Source organism: Rhizobium changzhiense (genome assembly GCF_013087625.1).
In the GTDB taxonomy this organism is placed as follows: Bacteria; Pseudomonadota; Alphaproteobacteria; order Rhizobiales; family Rhizobiaceae; genus Rhizobium; species Rhizobium sophorae.
Genome location: NZ_JABFCQ010000003.1, coordinates 364,112 through 381,590, shown reverse-complemented (window position 1 = coordinate 381,590; position 17,479 = coordinate 364,112). Strand labels below are relative to the sequence as shown.

Below are 17,479 nucleotides of genomic sequence, written 5' to 3'. Positions count from 1 at the left end.
TAGGCACCTCGTCAGTCCTGGCGTGTGGGAACCACGGCGTCAGCAGCTTTGACGATCGCTGCGAGCAGCATCGACGGTCTTGGTTCCCGCAGCGGCTCGATAGTAGATTTCAGTCACCCGAAACCGACCATCGATGCGTTTGCATTGGACGATGACGTCGATCGCGATCTTCAACATCTCACCTATGTCGTGTCGCTCCAGGTCCCGCCCGCCTTCGGACTCCTTCACCATCAGTGTCAGCTGTTCGAATACGAGCCTGGCCGAGTCGGCGTGCACGGTCGTGATCGAGCCAGGATGGCCTGAGTTCACGTTGCGAATGTAGTAGAACGCGGTGCCGTCGCGCAGCTCCTGCAGAAGAATGCGATCCGGTCGCATGCGCAGGCAGGATTCGAGCAGATCCTTCGCCCCGACCTTTGCCAGCCCTTGGCCGCCCTTGGAATAGAAAAGTCGGACATGGTTCGGTTGCGGGATGACGAGCTCCGGCGTGTCCTCGATCGAGATGATGCGTTCGCTCGACGGGATATGACGAATCAAGGCTTTCGAAAGCGTCGTCTTGCCGGATCCTGTCGCCCCCGAGATGATGATGTTCTTGCGTGCGTAGACGGCCTCTCGAAGAAAGGCCTGGTAGGACCCTGTGCGATAGAACTCCAGGAGCCTACGGTCGACCGAGGAGATGTCAGCCTCTTGCCTTGCCACGTCGGCGAACAAGCCCCCTTGATCAAGATCGTTCAGGCTCAGCGACACCGAGGACGGCTTTCTGATCGTGATGCTGACGGTTCCCTTTGTCGTGGCGGGCGGTATGACGATTTGAATCCGCTCGTCGCCCGGCAGCGTTGCCGAGAGAATGGGCCGGGTTTCGTCGATCGACTGGTTGGAATAGCTGGCAACGGCCCGCGCCAGACGCATCAGCTTTTCGAATGACAGCTCCGGCAGATCATGGGTTTGCCACCCGGCCGTGCCCTCGGTGACCACCTGGGTCGGCCAATTGACGATGATCTCGTAGAGGGTCTTGTCGCGGAGAAAAGGCGACAACGGTACCAGCAACTCGCGCACGACGCCGGAGTCGGCTCCCTCTGTCATGGCCCGGCTATTTCGTGACCGGGGTCGAGGCTTGACGGAAGTCGCCAAGAACCGCCCGATCGTAGATGCGGTTGCGCGGTTCCGTCACGCGAAGCCGATACACGCTCGAGAAGTCGAGATCACGTGCCACGAAGATCGAGACCAGCTCTCCTTGATGCTTCAACAGTGTCGGCGGAATATTGATCGACTGCTCGACGGCGATGGTCGCGGCCTGCTTGCCGGCGCTCGTCGTGTTGTCTGCCTCGACATCGCTATCCTGCAGCTGGCTGTTGGCGTAGGAGGTCGCGTCGCCGACGATGGACAACAGGATCGCGCTGCCGAAACGCTCCCACCAATGGGTATCGACGTAGCCATCGACACCGGCACGCCCGAGAGCATCTGTCGCCGGCGATGCCAGGGTGATGATCACCCCCTTCGGCGTTTTTGCCCGGTTCCAGAGGACAAACAGGCGTTTCTGGCCACGGCGAAGGCCGCCACGATATTCGCCGACGACCTGCGTGCCCTTCTCCATCAACACGACCCGGCCGTTGTCCGACAGGACGTCGCGGTTGATCACACAGCTCGTAAATCCGGGTTGATCGGAGGAGAGTGCCGTCTCCAGGGCGCATGGAATCGAGGTGCCCATGGCAACAATGAAATCCCGATTGCCAAGCGTGCCGGCGCGCGAGCCCTGCAGCTGCGTCGGTGTCAGCATGCGATTGAAGCGCTGGTCCTCGTTTTCCGCCTGGCCACCGAGACCGCCCTGATTGTTCCCAAGCGGAACGTAGTTCGAAGCGGCATCGGTGCTGGCACCCTGGTCTCGAGGATGAGGCTGGGGGGACTTTTCTCCACCATAGGCGATGACCGGTGCGCGGCGGGCAGCGTCGAGAAGCTTCTCATCCTCGCCCGCCTGCTCGGGCATTCCTGGCGTCGGCAGGAGGGTTTCCGGTGGCGCGGCGACTGGTTGGATCGGCTCCTTCGCCGGCTCGAAATCCGATGTCTGCCGGATGACGACGCGCTCGGGCTGGGTTCCGTCGGCGGTCTTCTCCTAGCCGCGCATCGACCAGAGCGCAAAGCCGACGAAGGCGACGATTGCCAGCGCCACCGCACCACGTTTCAGGGTCGGGTTGTTCTCGAGGCCCCGACCAGTGGTCGTTTCGGCGCGCTCACCAGGAATGTGGATGCTGTCTTCCTCGGCCATGACGTCCTCCTATTCTTCTGGGCCATCCCGCGTCTTGACGACGCGCTCGACAGAGGGTGAGGTCGTGTTCGTGTCGGGATTGATGCCGATACGATCATAGGCCTCGTTGAAGACGCAGAGGACGTCGCCTCCCCTGCGCAGGATGAACTTGCGGCTGATCGCGTGCACCAGCACCAGATTGTTGTCGACGGACTTCGGCACGAGGCTCTCGCTGCCGTCGGAATTTTCCATGTAGATCGCCGGCATTTCCTGGTTGCCGGCAAAAGCGAAGGTGGTGACCTTGCCATTGTCGTAGACGGCCTGCGGTTCAAGTGCCGCGGAGCCTTGCGCCGAATAGCGCCAGTTGCGTGGCCCGTAGGCCTCGTGGAGAGCAAGAACCTTGTCAGCCTCGCCGGCTTGAGTTGCTTGCGCTCGAGCAGCGGCATCGAGCCTCCGGCGTTCGGCCTCGTCGGCGGGATAGCGATACTTCACATAGAAGTAGGTGTTCTGCCCGGCTTCGACGGTGCCGTCGCGCACCGTCAGCTCCATCTGGTAGCTGCGCGTCGAGCCGTCCCGCCGGGTCGTCACGACCGAGATGTTGGTCACCGGCTGGTTTTCCCGGGGTTTTAAAAACAGGATATTGCCGGCCGGCGCCACTTCCCACGCAACGCTGTTGCCGAGCGCCACGTGGGCGATTTCCTCGTCGGCGGCAAACTCTATCTGCACCGAGGACCGCAATGTGCCGACGATCTTGGTGATGTTGTAGGGCTGGTAGTCGATGAAACGGACGCGGCTATCCTGTGATGCGCCACGCGGGATATCGAGAGCCAAGGCGGTCGTGGTGAGGCCTGCGGTCACCGTCAGGGTGAGGAGGAAACTCTGCTTCAATTGATGGCCTCCGGATCGGCGCGATAGTCGCTGACGGCAAAACCAAGCGGATTGGTCAGCCGGTCGGTCGAAGACATCGGCGCGTTGACATAGGAGAAGGTGAGCGTCGCCACCCAGTGGGTGGTCCGGACGTCGTCGCCACGCGTGACCGTCCTGGTATAGCGCACTGAAGCGACATTGGCGTTGATCAGCGAGATCGAGACGATGTTGACGCGTGCCGTCGCGCCGCGGCCATAGATATTCTGCGGAGAGTCCGGATTGCCGCCTCGGTAGATCGCCGCAAAGCGCGTCTGCTCCGGCTGGGTCGACAGCAAGGCGACCGTCCGAAAATTCTCCTCGGCCTCGCTCCAGACATAGGCTTCCCGTGCACGCACATACTTGGCGGCGAAATACTTGGTCACCGCCTCGTCGTAGCTGCCGGCAGTCGACGTCAGCGCCGAGACGACGTCGACGATGCCGGTCGAATTGTCAACCCGAACCACGAAAGGCTCGACCGTCTTCAAGGGCGTGAGGCCGGCAACGGCGACGATCGAGGCGGCGGCGAGCACGCTTGCGGCGATCGCGACGGACCAGGCGATGCGCGCCGACCGCTCCACCTGGACCAGCCGATCCTGGTCGAAGCGGCGCGCCTTGTCGAAATAGCTCTTCAGACTGTCCGTACTCACCATCTCACCCCTCCTGGCACGGCCGATAGGAACCCGCGGCATCGAAATGCGCGAAGGCGACAGGTTTCTCCGTCAGCGGCTCTTCACCATAGGAAGACACCTGGCCGGTCGCCGTCGCCGGGAAGAGCGTCGGAGTCGTCCTGCTTCGTGGGCTTGGTGTCCTCCCATTGCCACATGTAGCGGTTGAGCGGCCGGCGCGAATAACCATCGCATCTGGGCAAAGGATGGGACTTCGATGCGCAGCCAGTGAGCTCCATGGCAATGAAAAGCGTGACGATGATGCGGATCATTTGAACGCAAACCTCTGAAACGTTTGTCGTGGAGAAGTCGTCATCCGGTTCTTCAAGATCTGAGACGACGGCCGGCGGAACGGGCGCCGCGGCCAATCGCTCTGGCACCATGCGAGGCCGCCCAGGCGAGCATGCCTTCGTGCGCGTCTCGGGCCGCACCATAGCCGTAGGTCAGCGATGCCCCGCCCGCCGCAAGCGCTGAGGCAATGCCGGGCAGTTGATAGAAGACGTAAAGGGCAGCAAGGCAGATGGCGCAAAGGGCGACCGGACGCATCATGACGTCGGTATAGCTTTCGACTGCCGTGAAGGTCGTGTCGATACAGCTGATCAGCAGTGAACCGATCGCAACGACCAGGACCTGCAGAATGACGAAATTGGCGAGCTGACCGATCCAGGATTCGGTAAATCGACGGGTGGACTGGAACATCGCCAGCGCGACGAAGATCGGGCCGATCGCCAGCACGATGGCGAGCGCCAGCCGGGCATAGAGCGAGACGATATAACCGATCGCCGCCACGGTGAAGCTCGCGCCGATGGCCATCATTCCGCCGATGCCGTTGACGATGTCGGCGGGCCAGGTGGCGCGCGCCCAGATGTCCTGGGCACATTTCTGGCCCTTGTCGAGGAGGCTGTCGAATGTGGAAGCGCTGGGCGCCGTCCCCGAGTTCAGCGCCTGCGAGATCTCGCGCGGCAGCGTCTCGAAGAAGATGTTGGTGACGTAGGTCTGATAGTCGCTGGCGTTGCGCACCAGCATGACGATGATGGCAAGTTTCATCGCCCGAAATGCGAATTCAAGAATGGGCTCCTGAACCGAGCCCCGCAGGACAAGGTAACCATAGAGCACGACATAGAGCGTCAGCGCCGCGGTGAGCGGGCCGCCGATCCAGCTGGCAATGTTCGAGGTGCCCGACGAGATGAAATTTTCCAGCGGCGCCTTGAACTGGCCGTCGACGAAGCTGAAGACCTGGTACATCACTCAGCCTCCAAGCGCCCTGTTCATGCGTTCAAGCCGCAACTTCCAGTCCGCCACCGCGGCGTTTTGACAATTGGGCGTCTGACGCAAGGCGCCCGGGTTGTTGCAGCATTCGCTTATGATCTTGGCCAGCAGGACCTCATCAGCCATCAGCCCGTCGACAGTGTAGATCCTGTCTTCCTCGCCGAAGCAGCCAGAAAGGGTGGGCATGACGATGCCAAGCAGGATATGTTTCATTTGAGAGCCTCTCCCATGGCATCGAGGCGCTTGCGCCAATCCTCGGCCTTGCGCTGGTCGTCGACCTGAACCTCAGCCTGCTGGACCATCTGCAGGGCCTGCATGCGCAGCACGTCCGTTTGCAGGAAGGCGGTTTCAGCTTGCAGGCGTGCCTGAAGATCGGCGATATCCTTGGCATCCGCAGCACTGGAGATCTGCTGGCGCAGCTGATCGATGCCGTCGATGCGCTTGGTGGCGGCATCGTAGATCTGCTGGCCGAGGCTCATCTGGCCGGCATTCTGGTTCTGGGCGCGCGCCAGTTCCTGGGCATAGAAGTCATTGGCATCGGTGCGATAGGTGGAATTATTCTCAAGGAATTTCGAGGCGGAGGTGCCGAAGACGCCGGTGCCGGAGCCTTTGAGCAGCCCTTCGATGGCGTTGAAGTCCTGCGGCAACGCCTTGCGGATCGAAGGGTCGTTCAGCAGACCGGCGACATCGGCCATGTTGGTGACCTTGTTCAGCGATGCGTAAAGCTGTTGTGCCTGCTGAAGCTGTTGATTGAGCGTGTCGAGCTGCGATTTCAGCTGGGTGATGCTTTCGATCTGCTTGGCGATCGCGGTCTGATCGATGACCGGAATGCCCTGTGCGAATGCCGTTGCAACCGGCAACAGTCCAGCCATCATCACCAGAGAAAATCCTATTCTGACCCTTTGCATCAATCCGTTCTCCTTCTTTGCTGAAACACCGGTAACCAGTCTTCGAGCCTGTCGCCGATCTCCGCCCGGATCGCCTCGGCGAGTTCAACGCTGGCGGTGCGGCCAGACAGGATGTCGAGCTCGTCATCGAAACCCCTGAGGTTCAGTTCGGCGACAACACTGTTGTGACCCTGCTTGACGATAAAGCGTCGGCTCTCGACCGAAAGCTCGCGGGAGAGAAGCTCGAACTCGCGCTCCGTCAATTTGAACCCGTCGACATAATCGGCGTGGTCGCCGCGCGGATTGGGTAGGAAGATCTGCGTCGGGCACTGCTCGATGATCGTATGGGCGATCGGCGAGACGATCGCATCGCGCGGGCTTTGGGTCGCAAACAACATCAGCCCGTTCTGTTTGCGGATCGTCTTCAGCTTGTTCTGGGCGAGATCGCGGAAGCCTTCGTCCTGCAGGGCCTTCCAGAACTCGTCGATGACGATGATGATGCGCCGCCCGTCGATCAGCTGCTCGATGCGGAAGAACAGGTAGGCCATCAGCGGAGCGCGAATTTCCTCGTTGTCGAGGAAGTCGGTCATGTCGTAGCCGATGAACTTCGCACCGATGCCGATGTCGTCGGTGTCGTTGTCGAACACCCAGCCGAGCGGACCTCCCCTTTCCCACCGCCTCAGCCGGGCGGCGATGCCCTCGGGATCGGTGTTGTTGAGGAAGGTGCGCAAGGCGCCAATGGAGCGGCGCTCGACAGGAAGGTCCGCCAGACCGTCGACGGCCGAGGCGATGTCACGCAGCTCGGTGACGGTCAGTTCCCGCGTCGCCGCTCCCACCAGCCTGCCAACCCAGCCTGTGAGGAACACTTTGTTTTCCGCCGTGAGCTCGAGTGCCTTTAGCGGCGCGCAGCCGGTGGCAACACCGTTTCGAAGCGGCAGGTAAGTGCCGCCCGCGGCCCGGACGAACAGGTCGGCGCCGCGATCCTTGTCGAAGAAGACCATGTGGGGATCATGTTTTTCGAGCTGGGAGAGCATGAAGTTCAACAGCACTGTCTTGCCGGTGCCCGACGGCCCGCAGACGAACGTGTTGCCAAGGTCGCTATGATGGAAGCTGAAATAGAAGGGCGAGCCGGAGGCAGTCTTCAGCATCGCAACGGCCGGTCCCCATTCGTTCCCGTCCTTCCTGCCTGTCGGGTAGGAATGATAGGGAGAGAGAGCTGCAAAATTTCGCGAGGTGATGGCGCCTGATCGTGCCCGATAGCGGAAGTTGCCCGGCAACTGCCCCCACCAGGCCGCCTCGAGCCCGAGATCCTCGCGGGCGACCACCGCACCGCCATTGGTGAGGTATGCCCGTGCTTTCGCCATGTGGTCGCTAAGCTCCTTCACCGAAGGCGCAAGCACCGACAGCGCCAGATGGTGCTCGCCAAGTACGAAGCGGTTCGACTCCAGATCGTCCATGGCTTCGCCGAGCTCTTCGATCTGCGAGGCCGCCTTGTCGCCGGCGCTCACCATCTGGTTCTGTTTGCGCCCCATGATCGTGCGCGCGTCGGCTTTCGAGACAAAGGCGAAAGACTGCGTCAGGATGAGCTCGAAGGGGGCCGTCAGGATGCCGTCGAGCATGCCGTCGCGGGTCGTCGCCGGATACTCCTTGAACCCGAAGATGCCGGCATAGCGGCTGTCGGCCTCATGGCGGATCTCGATGGTTTCCCGCCCGACGATCACCCGATCCGAATAGATCGCCGAAGATATCCTGCCCTCCGTCAACGGGACGCGCTCCCGCCGGCCGCCAACGATCTGATGCAGCACCTCGCTTGGTTCGGAAAAGAGGATGTCGTCCTGCTCGTAAAGGGAGAGCACTCGAGGCTCGAAGCGCTTCAGGCCCGCGGTGACGTCGGATACCTTGTCCTTCAGGTGCTTCAAGCCATCCTCGTCGACTTCGACGCCGGCGCGGCCTGCCCTGCGCAGGCGCGAAACAAGATTGGCGGCTCTTTCGGCGGGATCCCGGCCCGGATGCCAGACCAGCGAGAGGTAAAGATCGTTTCGAAACAGATCCTCATCGATCATGCGTTCGCGGTACTTTGCGTTCAGCGCCAGTGAGAATGGATTGGCGAACTCTCCGTCCGGATAGGCGTTGTCGCGACGGCGAATGACATGTGTCCACAGCGCCAACCGCTCGTCGGCGATGTTGCGGTAGAGCGTATTGAGGTCGCGGTGCAGGCTGTTCAGGTCCAGGACATCGGCGGTTTCGAAGGATACGCCATCGAGTGCGAGCATCACCATCAGCGCCCTGGACTTCAGCGCGATCGTTGTCTCGTCGACATGGCGGACGTGCGGAATGAAGGTTTCGGGGCCGAGTTCGCGTGAGCGAAGCGTTGCGATGCTAGGCAAGGCTCAGATCCCTTTCATCATAGTGCCGGATGAGCGTCAGCGGCGACAAGCTGGCGCCGCCCCAATAGGCGGTGTTGCGTGACCGGCCGCGAGTGTCGATCCACGAGATCAGGATCCGGAACATGTTGTGGTCGTGCTTGACGAGTGTCCGGAATATGAAATGAAAGACGACGCCGACCAGTGCGTAGGCGATCGATCCCGCAGTGATGTAAAGTATCGTCGTCAGCATGACGTTGACGCCCATCGCCTCCATCGTCACGCCGGCAATCATCGCCGGGCGGGTGCAGGCAAGGAACAGGGTGTCTTCCTCGATGGCGGCAGCTGTCGGCATGTTCATCAGCTTCCGACGATCGTATTGACGAGTTCCGTCGCCCCGAAAATCCCGCCGATGCCGATGATCCAGAAGCCGGCGCGACGCAGATCCATGTAGCCGAACATCCAGGCGATGCAGATGATGATGACGGCGATGACGGCAAGCAGCCGGGCGATGTTGCCGGTCAGCATGTCGACGATGTTCTGCAAGACGGTTTCGACACCGGCTGCCTGGGCAAAAGCCGGTTCTACCAGGCAGGCGACAATGGCGACTGCCATCAACGCGGGAGCCGCAAAAGGGCGAAGGCTTGCTGTTGAGATCATTGGCTTTGCTCCGATCGTTCACTCTGAAATACGAGAACCTGGCTCTGCCGCCGGGCGTTGAAGACGTCCCACGATGCGGCTTCATCGGGCTGCGGAATGGATTTTGTGATTGCTGGCGCCTCCCGGTTGCCTGCCGGTTCAGCAAGAGGAATTTCTTCGCGCTGGATGGCGACAGAGGCTAGGTTGGAAGACAAGCGGACCATTTCATCGCGGACCTGCTCGTCATATTTGACCATCTTGCCGACCGACGGATCGTTCCGGCCATAATAGGATTGGAGCATGACCTTCTCGGCCTGCTTCGGACCGGCGCCGGCATACAGTGCGAGGCGATAATAGCTGTTGAGCAGAGTGGCCGTGGCCTTGAGGTTCAGGCAGGGATCGAACGCATCCGAAATCGAAAGCTTCAGCTTGCGCAATTCTTCCATGCCGATACCGCCTAGGCCGATCTGGATGTCCTGATGATCAGCGGCAAGCGAAGTCGCGAGCTCAATGGCTTCCGCTTTCGACGCGGGTTGACGCTCAAGCGGCGGGCCACTGTTGATACGAATGTCGAAGGGCTTGAAACGGCTCTCGAGACTGATGACGGCGGCAAGCATTCTGACCTCCACCACGGGTGCGCAGTTCTGCGCGAGATCCACGAAGGTGACGGCCATCGTTCAGTACCAGACCCGCTGCGTTGCCGCGCCGTCGATAGTGACGTCGACATAGTGGGGCTGCGGGCGCACGTTCGGGCGAGCCGTCGAATAGCCCATGCACTGGCGGCGCCCATCCTCCCGCTGCCAGCGTGGTGACCGCACCGAATCCTTGTTGAAATTGTAGTCTCCAACATTGGGGCAATATGCGTCGCTCACCGGCTGGAGGGACGTCGACACGCAGGTAGTTTCCTGCCCACGCGGACCATAGTCGCTTTCCAGCCGGTAACCCGTTTCGCAGTAATACGGCTCATAGCCCGGGCGGGAACTGCTAAAGCCGACGCCGCTGCATGTCGGGAACGGATGCCCCTCGGCAAGCTCTCGCCACAGCTTCTGGATCGGCGGCCGGCAAGCCGCGAACTGCGTCGCACCTCCTGGGTTTGAAAGGCACAGGATAACCTCGCAGCCCCATTCATTTGCTTGCGCCTGGCCAGGTGAAGTAAGGTAGGGTGGCAATATGCAGCAGGTCGCGACGACCGAGTTGAGCAGAAGGTTTTTCATGAGTACGACCCTCCAGAGGACATCTGATCGCGGTAGAGGTGGCTTGCCTCTAACCGCTTCTATACTGATTTATATAACACAGTAAAAGAGCATGACAAGAGCACTCACAACCCAATGGCGTAACCTGGCCTTCTCAGGTCTCATCCTGCATGAGATCCTCGATCATCCCCTCGAAGACGAGACGCCTCAGGCGAGACTGAAGCAGGTCGGCATGATGACGATCCTCTACAGCATGAACCAGGCGCATCAGAAGTTAACCCTTTCCAGCATCATGGAAATTACCGCATTAACTCGCAGTGGCGTCAAGGAAACGGTCGATCTTCTGGTCAAACGGGGGATGCTGGACGAGACGATCGTCAAGAATTCGATGGGACGTGGAACGGCCCGTCAGTTCGAGATTTCAGAAGCGCTTCTGGAGAAACTGAGTTCTTTTGCTGCCGGATGACAGCGGTTTTAAGTGATGATTTTGGTTGCTTGTCAGTTGCTCAGAAATCACCGCAACCCCTGCAGCCGCGAGAACTGGTCGACATCGCAGGGCCAGGGTCATGATATGCAGGGTGAAGGTGATCGTTCGGGCGCATTGGCGCTTGATGCTCATTCGCCGGCGACAACAAGAAACCGCAATATCGCTATGTTCACCATCCCTGTCGCGTCCGCCTACGCGGAGGAAACTCTTCAAAGAAGCATCCCCGTGACGCGCTGGGCTTCCAAGAGAAATGTGTATGCGGCCTTCTAACCCGCTGGACACGACGGCGGTAACCGCAGCGACAGGAGAGCATTTGCTCTCCGCGGGAAAAGTCGCGACCATCGCCCCACAACAATGAGATGCCTAGACCGCTCTGGCTCGAGCGCCGTGCTTAGCAGTGCGACAAGGTGGGAACATTACGTGCGATTGCATGGTTCGGGCTGCAGACATCATGCCGCGGGACCTCCATGCCATCATTGCCAGCAGCGCAGAGAGCGCTACGACGAATAGTCATCATCAGTTTGAAGATGCCGTGCGGCAGGCGCTTAAAGTGGTGTAGTGGTGCCCAGCTGCATTGCTTAGCTAATGGACAGCGTCCGACGTAGGGGCGTTGATCCGAGTAGCCCAGAGACCGACATATGTCCCAATTAGCATGGTGGCGATATCATCGACTGTCTGGCAACCGTCACCATAGAGACTGATCGCCGCGCTGGAGAGCGTGTCGGACGCTCTTTCGTCGACTGGGACCTCGTAGAACTCGAACCACCGCCGGACAGCCTCGGAAACCACCGCGACCACCGGCTCGACCTGCCGTCCACCCATGTCGAACTCCTCTCAACGGTGAGATCTAGGAGTGTGCTGAAATCCTTCAACGGGCAACGTGGGCTGCACGTCGCCCGATCAGTGGAGGGTCAGACATGCCGGCAACGTGTCGTACAGAGGACTCGCCCGCGAAGGGACATCTTCGGCAAGTCCAACCTCGTTCTCAGCAAGGGCGGCATCTGTCCTCTACGACGAGAATTTCGATGTCAGTCGGCTTGTCCCGCAACCCGTTTGAAGGTTGCTACCTTGCAGAAGTGACTCAAGTTCCGGTCCAAGAGCGGAGATTTTGGAGGTCGCCGGCTGGAAATTTTCTTGCCTCTTTTTTTGAAGAAGCCTCCCATCGATCATCCGCAGGACTGATAGACCAAACGCCTGATCGAGCCAGCGCGCCACAGGGAGCCGACCCGCCGTTCAGAATTGATTAGTGCAGAAACCGACCTCTTCCTAAAGGCGGAGTTGCTCATTGTCGAGAGGAGGTGGCAACCGGGTGAATGGCTTCGGCAACCGGAGGATGCTTGGGTCAGTATATGCTGGAAGCTCGCCGCAGCCGGCGGCAAGTACGACCGGGATATGAGGGAAATCCAATTCCACCATTAGCTCGGTGTGCTGATCGCCGCGGTTGGTCAGCCCCGTCCGCCGAACGCCGACGGCGTGGAGCGAGTCCAGCAGCGTGAGACAGTTGATACACATCGCGCGGCTATCCATAATTCGCAGACATATACAATTTGCGCACGAAACATTGCGTCGGCAGTCGGTATTCCATCGGAAAACGCAGGAATTAACAAAGGCTTAAGCACTTCGGATACTTCTTGCACATTAGTATGACTTATTGACGGTGATATTATTGCGCTCGAGTCTTTCATTTTCAATTGGCAGGGTCTTCAACGCCTTTCGCGGTCTCGGAAGGGACAGGAGCGGCAATGTCGCGATTGTCGTTGCCCTCACCCTGGTGCCGATGATCGTCGCAGTTGGCGCAAGCTTTGACTACATTCGTACCTACAATGTCCGCCAGAGGATGCAGAGCGACCTGGACACGGCCCTGATCGCGGCGGTCAAAGAGATCGATACCAACGACGCCGTCGCTCTCAAGCAAAAGGTTGCAGACTGGTTCCACGCACAGGTGGAAAACAGCTATACGCTTGGCGATATCGACATCGATACGTCAAACCATAAGATCACGGCGACGGCCAGCGGCACGGTTCCGACGACGCTGATGAAGATCGCCAACATCGACACCGTTGACGTCAGCGTTGCAAGCGCCGTCAAGGGGCCGGCCACATCCTATCTCAATGTCTATATTGTCATCGACACATCCCCGTCGATGCTTCTGGCGGCGACAACGGCCGGACAGGCGACGATGTATTCCGGCGTCGGATGCCAGTTCGCCTGCCACACGGGCGATGCACACAAAATCGGCAACAAGACATACACCAACAATTACGAATACAGCACGGAGAAAAAAATAAAGCTGCGCGCCGATGTAGCAGGTGACGCCGTCAGAGACGTGCTCGACATGATCGACACGTCCGACAGCAATCATCAACGCATCAAGGTCGGATTGTATAGCCTCGGCGATACCCTCACGGAAGTTCTGACCCCGACGCTGAGCACGGACACGGCGCGCAATCGCCTCGCGGACGCAAGTTACGGCCTCACCAGCGCGACCTCGAAGGCAGCCACCTATTTTGACGTGTCGCTTGCGACGCTCAAGCAGAAAGTCGGCACCGGCGGGGATGGAACCTCCTCGGGCTCGCCGCTCAAGCTGGTTCTCCTGCTGACGGACGGCGTCCAGTCGCAGCGCGAATGGGTGACCGACAAGGTGACATGGAAAAACGGAAAGGCCACGTATGGCGCCTACTGGAACAAGGTGGCGCCGCTTAATCCGGATTGGTGCGCCTACGTCAAAAACCAGTCCGCCACCATGGCGGTTCTTTACACCGAATACCTGCCGATCACCTCGGACTGGGGTTACAACGCCACTGTCGGCTCGACCATGGCAAGCGCCAGCTGGAAGAGCACCTACGGCGGCACCATTGATAGCGACGTGTCGAACAGCATCACGAGACGCGACTACATCCCCTATGCGCTTTCCGACTGCGCATCTTCCAAGAGCCTGTTCATATCCGCATCCTCGTCGACCGAGATTACCGCAGGCCTGTCGGCGCTTTTCACCCAATATCTCGCATCCGTCCGGCTGACCCAATGAGGCGAGGGAAACACTTCGCATCGTTGCGCCGCCTGCTCGGCGATCGCAAAGGGGTCGCTGCGATCGAATTTGCAATCCTGGCGCTGCCGCTCTTCATCATGATATTCGGCATTATCGAAGTGTCGCTGATGTTCTTCGTCAACTCGGCGCTGGACGCTTCGGTGCACAAGATCTCCCGGATGATCCGCACCGGCGAGGTTGCGTCCTCCAACATCACGCTGGCCGATTTCAAGGCCAGGATCTGCAACGACATGCTTCTCTCGTTCAGCTGCTCCAGCGGTCTGCTGGTCAAGGTGATCGTGCTTTCCGACCTCTCCTCGGCCACCAGCACCGACCCCATCGACGACAGCGGCAATCTCACTGTGACCGAGACCTATGATATCGGCAAGGGCAGCGACTACATCCTGGTTCAGACATTCCTGCCATGGACAGCCGTCGTCAATTTCTTCAGCCTGTCGAGCGCCAAGCTTTCGGACGGCCGCTACCTGCTCGGATCTTCCGTTCTGTTCCGCAACGAGCCTTTCTGACATGATCATAAAACGGAGCCTGTCGTTCTTCCGCTTAGCCCGATCCCGCGCCCGTCATCTCATGCGCGACCGGTCGGCAGCTTCGGGCGTGGAATTCGCCCTCGTATTGCCGATCCTGGTGATGCTCTTGTTCGGCACCGTCGATCTCGGCCATGCACTCACAGTCAGCCGGAAGATAGATGAGATCGCCTCTTCCACAGGCGACATGATTTCACAGCAGGGCTCCTGGACGAAGTCCGATGTCACCAAGCTTCTCTCCGGCGCCAGCTTCATCCTGCAGCCCTATGACACGACGGGGCTGACGATCACTCTCGCGGTGGACGACATCGCCAAGAGCGGCAGCGCGACGGTCAACTGGTCTGCAGCGCTCAACACCTCCGCACTTACCTCCGGCTCGGCGAGCACAATCGAGATCCCTTCGGAGATCCAGGATGACGGCGTGCAGGTGGTGCTGACCCGGGTGCAGTACACATTGACGACGCCGGTCTCGGCGTTCTTTTCAAACTTCACCGGGCAGAATGGTTACAGCTTCGATCGCCATTATTTCAATCGCCCGAGAGTCGGCGACAAGATCACTTACAATTGAGCTGCTGGGTCTGTCGCAATCGGCTGGAGGTCCGCCGAATTGTCAACCAATAAGCCATGACAATGGTGATTGTGGACGATATGGAAGGGCCCTTCACCACGGGAGCACGAATCATGGCAAAACGAGTTTTCGGCGGCATACGGCGGTCGCCTGTTATCGTGCCGATCGCCCTGGTGATGATTTTGTATTTGAATGGCACTGGCGGGGCAGCACCGGCCGATCTTCATTGGTCCGAGGACCCGGGCAGTCATTGTAAATTCGTCGCGCCGACATCCCTGACCAGCGGCCCCACCTTCTGGATCGGAGCCTGTGTCGACGGCAAGGCGTCCGGAGAAGGGATGCTGCGTCGCCGGGATGGCGACCGGCCCGGGCCTGCCTTCTTCGGTCGGATGAAGGATGGGGTCCCCCAGATCGGCGTCGTCGATCTGACCGAGGGATACAGAGCCGGCAGTTTCAGCAATGGCGACATCGGCGGCGGAGCCGAGCCTGACCCGCAGAAGCGGATAGACGCCTTTCGTATCGCAACTGAGGCCGCGCGGTCGGTCAGCGCCAAATATGCTGGCGAGAACAATGCGGGATCCGCCCACCTTTACGAAGAGCTTGCCAAGACACTGGAACTGCAGACGGATTGAGCATGAGCGAGAGGCTGCAACGGCGATCCTTTCTGGCAGGGCTATGGGCAGCACTGTCGGCAATGTTTGGGGCCAGCATGACTGCGGCGGCGGCGAACCAACCTCCGCAGAAGGCCGAAGGCCGTGAAGGCAGGGCTGGCATCCACCCTTGGCTCGGTGACGGAGAGCAGGTGAGCGCTGACGTCGTGTTGGATGGCAAGGTGGTGGCCCAGCTGAACGACACGGCGACGCTTCCCGGCTTGAAAAAACTGCCCGCACTGGTGTTCGACTTGCCTCCGGGGCTGAAGCGGCTGCAACTGCGCGGCTCGCTGAGGGATGCCGAGGGCCGGGCGGGATCGTTCTCGAAGACATGGACCGTGCGCGACATGGCCCCGATTTCGGCGCCGCTCTATGACCGCTCACGGCCAATGATCGAACGGGTGCGGGCTTTTGCCGAGAAAACCGAACTGGCGGAAGTGGCCGCTCCTCGGCTGCCCGCCGGCACGACGGCGGAAGCGGCTTTCCAGCAGCTGGAACGACGCCTGCATGTTCAACTGCCCGCGCCGCTGCGCCAACTGCTGGGCGAAGCGGACATACAGATCGACGACTCCTATTTCCTGGCGCCACAGGATCTTGGCACGGTGAGCGAAATGCTGCTCAAGGGTTGGGGTTATACGCGCAGCGGCGGCCCAACCGCATTGGACACGTTGCTGCCGGAGACCGTACTGGCTCGCTACGACCGCAGCGTGGCGGTGTTCATCGAGGTAGGCGATGGCCTTGGCGCCCTCGCCTGGGATCCGGCAGGCGTCAGCCTGCACGAGCCGGCCAACACATGGGGAGACAAGGGCAACCCCGGCGCCCGACCGGCCACACCCAACGAGGGCGTCTGGTACTGGCTGCATCAGGAGCACATAGACGAGCCCGAGCTGCTGCTCGACGAAGAGTATCAACCGAAGAGCGCGGAAGCCGCGCTCACCAACGTGTTCCAGCGCTTCGCGCTGTCCCAGGCCGCTTATCCCGAGACCGAGGACGAACTGATCATCGACAGCGCCCATCCGCGCAGTCTGCTGCAGCTCAGTTTCGACGGGCCGAAAAAACCGCGGCTCTGGTTCCGCAGCTACGATTATCACTACAGCCTTTATTGAGCGGCCAAACCCGACATCGAACCCCGGCTCACTCCGGGAGCCTGACGATGCCGTATGGATTGAACTTGAACTCGTCCACTTCGTAGGTGGAATCGAAGGAGAGGCTTGCGTGGCGTTCCTTCAACGTCAGGTCGAGCCCCCGCTCGGCGATCTCCACGGCAACCGCATCGATGATGGCAACGACCTGCCTTTCGCTGCCGGCCGTCTCAGGCACATAGATATCCGGCAATCCGACGAGATGGAAGCCGACGCTCTCCAGATACCCCCGTGCAGAGAGCGGCCGCTTCGCGAAGGCCAGCCGGCCGATCCGCTGCTGGGCAAGAGAGTCCGCGGCTTTCACAGCGGCGGCGCCTTGCCGGATCAGCTCTCTCCATCGCTCGAGCCCATGGGCAATGCCGGCGCTTTCGCCCTTTACCGCAACCGCTCCCGCATCGATCAATCGCTCGATGAGGCGTAGCGCCAGCATCGAAACCTTCACCGTCTCCGCCTGCGCCATGCTCGGCCCGAGGACATAGAGGACCGACTGATGATCGGCGACGGCATCCTCGTCTGCCGGGCTCCACGCATCGGCTTCGACCCGATCCCAGCACACGGCGAATGACTGGCTCATACGGTCATCAGGTTCCGCCTGGGAATAGTCCTCGTCGATGCTGAAGCCCGTGGCGAAATCACGGATCGCCTGCGACGCCGCGTCGGACAACTGGCTGAGATCACCTTGCTTGCCGAGAAAACATAAGGCATGCCGGGGCGTCACCGACGTTTCCTCCGCCTCGGTTCGGGTCGCCGTTTCCTCGCCGGAATCCGGGCTGGATTCCGTGGCCGATAACGGTTTCCAGGCGATCATCGACCCGATAGAAGCCAAGAGCGCGCGCCGCAGGAGATTCAAGATCGATGCCTTCCGTTCAGTCGAATGTTCGCAGCCTCCTCGCCTTGT

19 protein-coding genes and 2 pseudogenes are annotated in these 17,479 nt (G+C 60.3%); 6 read left to right on the top strand and 15 right to left on the bottom strand.

Annotated features, from left to right (window positions below; translation table 11 throughout):
- Positions 1–39: 39 nt before the first annotated feature.
- The 13 genes and pseudogenes from virB11 to G9X68_RS16845 form a co-directional block, all read right to left on the bottom strand.
- On the bottom strand, positions 40–1,080 hold the full coding sequence (gene virB11 / locus G9X68_RS16905; protein WP_171603377.1) for a P-type DNA transfer ATPase VirB11: 1,041 nt from the start codon (positions 1,078–1,080) through the stop codon (positions 40–42).
- Between the two features lie 7 nt (positions 1,081–1,087).
- Positions 1,088–2,260 (bottom strand): annotated as a pseudogene (virB10, locus tag G9X68_RS16900) (type IV secretion system protein VirB10).
- Positions 2,261–2,269: 9 nt separating this feature from the next.
- A complete protein-coding gene (virB9, locus tag G9X68_RS16895; protein ID WP_171603376.1) occupies positions 2,270–3,127 on the bottom strand; it encodes a P-type conjugative transfer protein VirB9 in 858 nt (285 codons plus the stop codon).
- Positions 3,124–3,795, bottom strand: a complete 672-nt coding sequence (locus tag G9X68_RS16890) for a VirB8 family type IV secretion system protein (protein WP_171603375.1) — start codon at positions 3,793–3,795, stop codon at positions 3,124–3,126. Before G9X68_RS16890 ends, virB9 begins: the two co-directional genes overlap by 4 nt.
- Position 3,796: 1 nt before the next feature.
- Positions 3,797–4,082, bottom strand: a pseudogene (locus G9X68_RS16885) (hypothetical protein).
- 52 nt (positions 4,083–4,134) lie between these two features.
- On the bottom strand, positions 4,135–5,055 hold the full coding sequence (locus G9X68_RS16880) for a TrbL/VirB6 family protein (protein ID WP_171603374.1): 921 nt from the start codon (positions 5,053–5,055) through the stop codon (positions 4,135–4,137).
- Between the two features lie 3 nt (positions 5,056–5,058).
- Positions 5,059–5,292 (bottom strand): EexN family lipoprotein, encoded by a 234-nt coding sequence (locus tag G9X68_RS16875; RefSeq protein WP_171603373.1) that lies wholly within the window; start codon positions 5,290–5,292, stop codon positions 5,059–5,061.
- Positions 5,289–5,987, bottom strand: coding sequence for a P-type DNA transfer protein VirB5 (gene virB5, locus G9X68_RS16870; RefSeq protein ID WP_171603372.1), 699 nt, complete (start codon positions 5,985–5,987; stop codon positions 5,289–5,291). The genes G9X68_RS16875 and virB5 overlap by 4 nt, the downstream gene beginning before the upstream one ends.
- The gene (locus tag G9X68_RS16865; RefSeq protein WP_171603371.1) at positions 5,987–8,353 is read right to left on the bottom strand and encodes a VirB4 family type IV secretion/conjugal transfer ATPase; all 2,367 of its coding nucleotides are present in this window, start codon (positions 8,351–8,353) and stop codon (positions 5,987–5,989) included. Before G9X68_RS16865 ends, virB5 begins: the two co-directional genes overlap by 1 nt.
- Positions 8,346–8,684 (bottom strand): VirB3 family type IV secretion system protein, encoded by a 339-nt coding sequence (locus G9X68_RS16860; RefSeq protein ID WP_171603370.1) that lies wholly within the window; start codon positions 8,682–8,684, stop codon positions 8,346–8,348. The genes G9X68_RS16865 and G9X68_RS16860 overlap by 8 nt, the downstream gene beginning before the upstream one ends.
- Before the next feature lie 5 nt (positions 8,685–8,689).
- A complete protein-coding gene (locus G9X68_RS16855; protein WP_171603369.1) occupies positions 8,690–8,989 on the bottom strand; it encodes a TrbC/VirB2 family protein in 300 nt (99 codons plus the stop codon).
- Complete coding sequence (locus G9X68_RS16850; RefSeq protein ID WP_171603368.1) at positions 8,986–9,642, bottom strand: lysozyme family protein; 657 nt, start codon at positions 9,640–9,642, stop codon at positions 8,986–8,988. Before G9X68_RS16850 ends, G9X68_RS16855 begins: the two co-directional genes overlap by 4 nt.
- A 3-nt stretch (positions 9,643–9,645) precedes the next feature.
- Positions 9,646–10,182: a hypothetical protein gene (locus G9X68_RS16845; protein WP_171603367.1), complete on the bottom strand. Its 537-nt coding sequence runs from the start codon at positions 10,180–10,182 to the stop codon at positions 9,646–9,648.
- A gap of 91 nt (positions 10,183–10,273) precedes the next feature.
- Between G9X68_RS16845 and G9X68_RS16840 the strand changes: the two genes are divergently transcribed.
- Positions 10,274–10,627: a MarR family transcriptional regulator gene (locus G9X68_RS16840; protein ID WP_171603366.1), complete on the top strand. Its 354-nt coding sequence runs from the start codon at positions 10,274–10,276 to the stop codon at positions 10,625–10,627.
- Between the two features lie 603 nt (positions 10,628–11,230).
- Here the strand turns inward: G9X68_RS16840 and G9X68_RS16835 are convergent.
- Entirely contained in the window at positions 11,231–11,470 is a 240-nt protein-coding gene (locus G9X68_RS16835; protein WP_171603365.1) for a hypothetical protein, read from the bottom strand.
- Between the two features lie 844 nt (positions 11,471–12,314).
- Between G9X68_RS16835 and G9X68_RS16830 the strand changes: the two genes are divergently transcribed.
- The 5 genes from G9X68_RS16830 (at position 12,315) to G9X68_RS16810 (ending at position 16,545) form a co-directional block, all read left to right on the top strand.
- Positions 12,315–13,676: a TadE/TadG family type IV pilus assembly protein gene (locus G9X68_RS16830; protein ID WP_171603364.1), complete on the top strand. Its 1,362-nt coding sequence runs from the start codon at positions 12,315–12,317 to the stop codon at positions 13,674–13,676.
- Positions 13,673–14,203 (top strand): TadE/TadG family type IV pilus assembly protein, encoded by a 531-nt coding sequence (locus G9X68_RS16825; protein ID WP_171603363.1) that lies wholly within the window; start codon positions 13,673–13,675, stop codon positions 14,201–14,203. Before G9X68_RS16830 ends, G9X68_RS16825 begins: the two co-directional genes overlap by 4 nt.
- Before the next feature lies 1 nt (position 14,204).
- Positions 14,205–14,789 carry a TadE/TadG family type IV pilus assembly protein gene (locus G9X68_RS16820; RefSeq protein WP_171603362.1) on the top strand — a complete coding sequence of 195 codons (585 nt, stop codon included), beginning with the start codon at positions 14,205–14,207 and terminating at the stop codon, positions 14,787–14,789.
- A gap of 62 nt (positions 14,790–14,851) precedes the next feature.
- Positions 14,852–15,421 (top strand): hypothetical protein, encoded by a 570-nt coding sequence (locus G9X68_RS16815; protein ID WP_244956175.1) that lies wholly within the window; start codon positions 14,852–14,854, stop codon positions 15,419–15,421.
- Between the two features lie 2 nt (positions 15,422–15,423).
- Positions 15,424–16,545 (top strand): hypothetical protein, encoded by a 1,122-nt coding sequence (locus G9X68_RS16810; RefSeq protein WP_171603361.1) that lies wholly within the window; start codon positions 15,424–15,426, stop codon positions 16,543–16,545.
- A 28-nt stretch (positions 16,546–16,573) separates the two neighbouring features.
- Here G9X68_RS16810 and G9X68_RS16805 read toward each other — a convergent pair whose 3' ends face one another.
- Positions 16,574–17,431, bottom strand: a complete 858-nt coding sequence (locus G9X68_RS16805; protein WP_171603360.1) for a hypothetical protein — start codon at positions 17,429–17,431, stop codon at positions 16,574–16,576.
- Positions 17,432–17,479 lie beyond the last annotated feature (48 nt).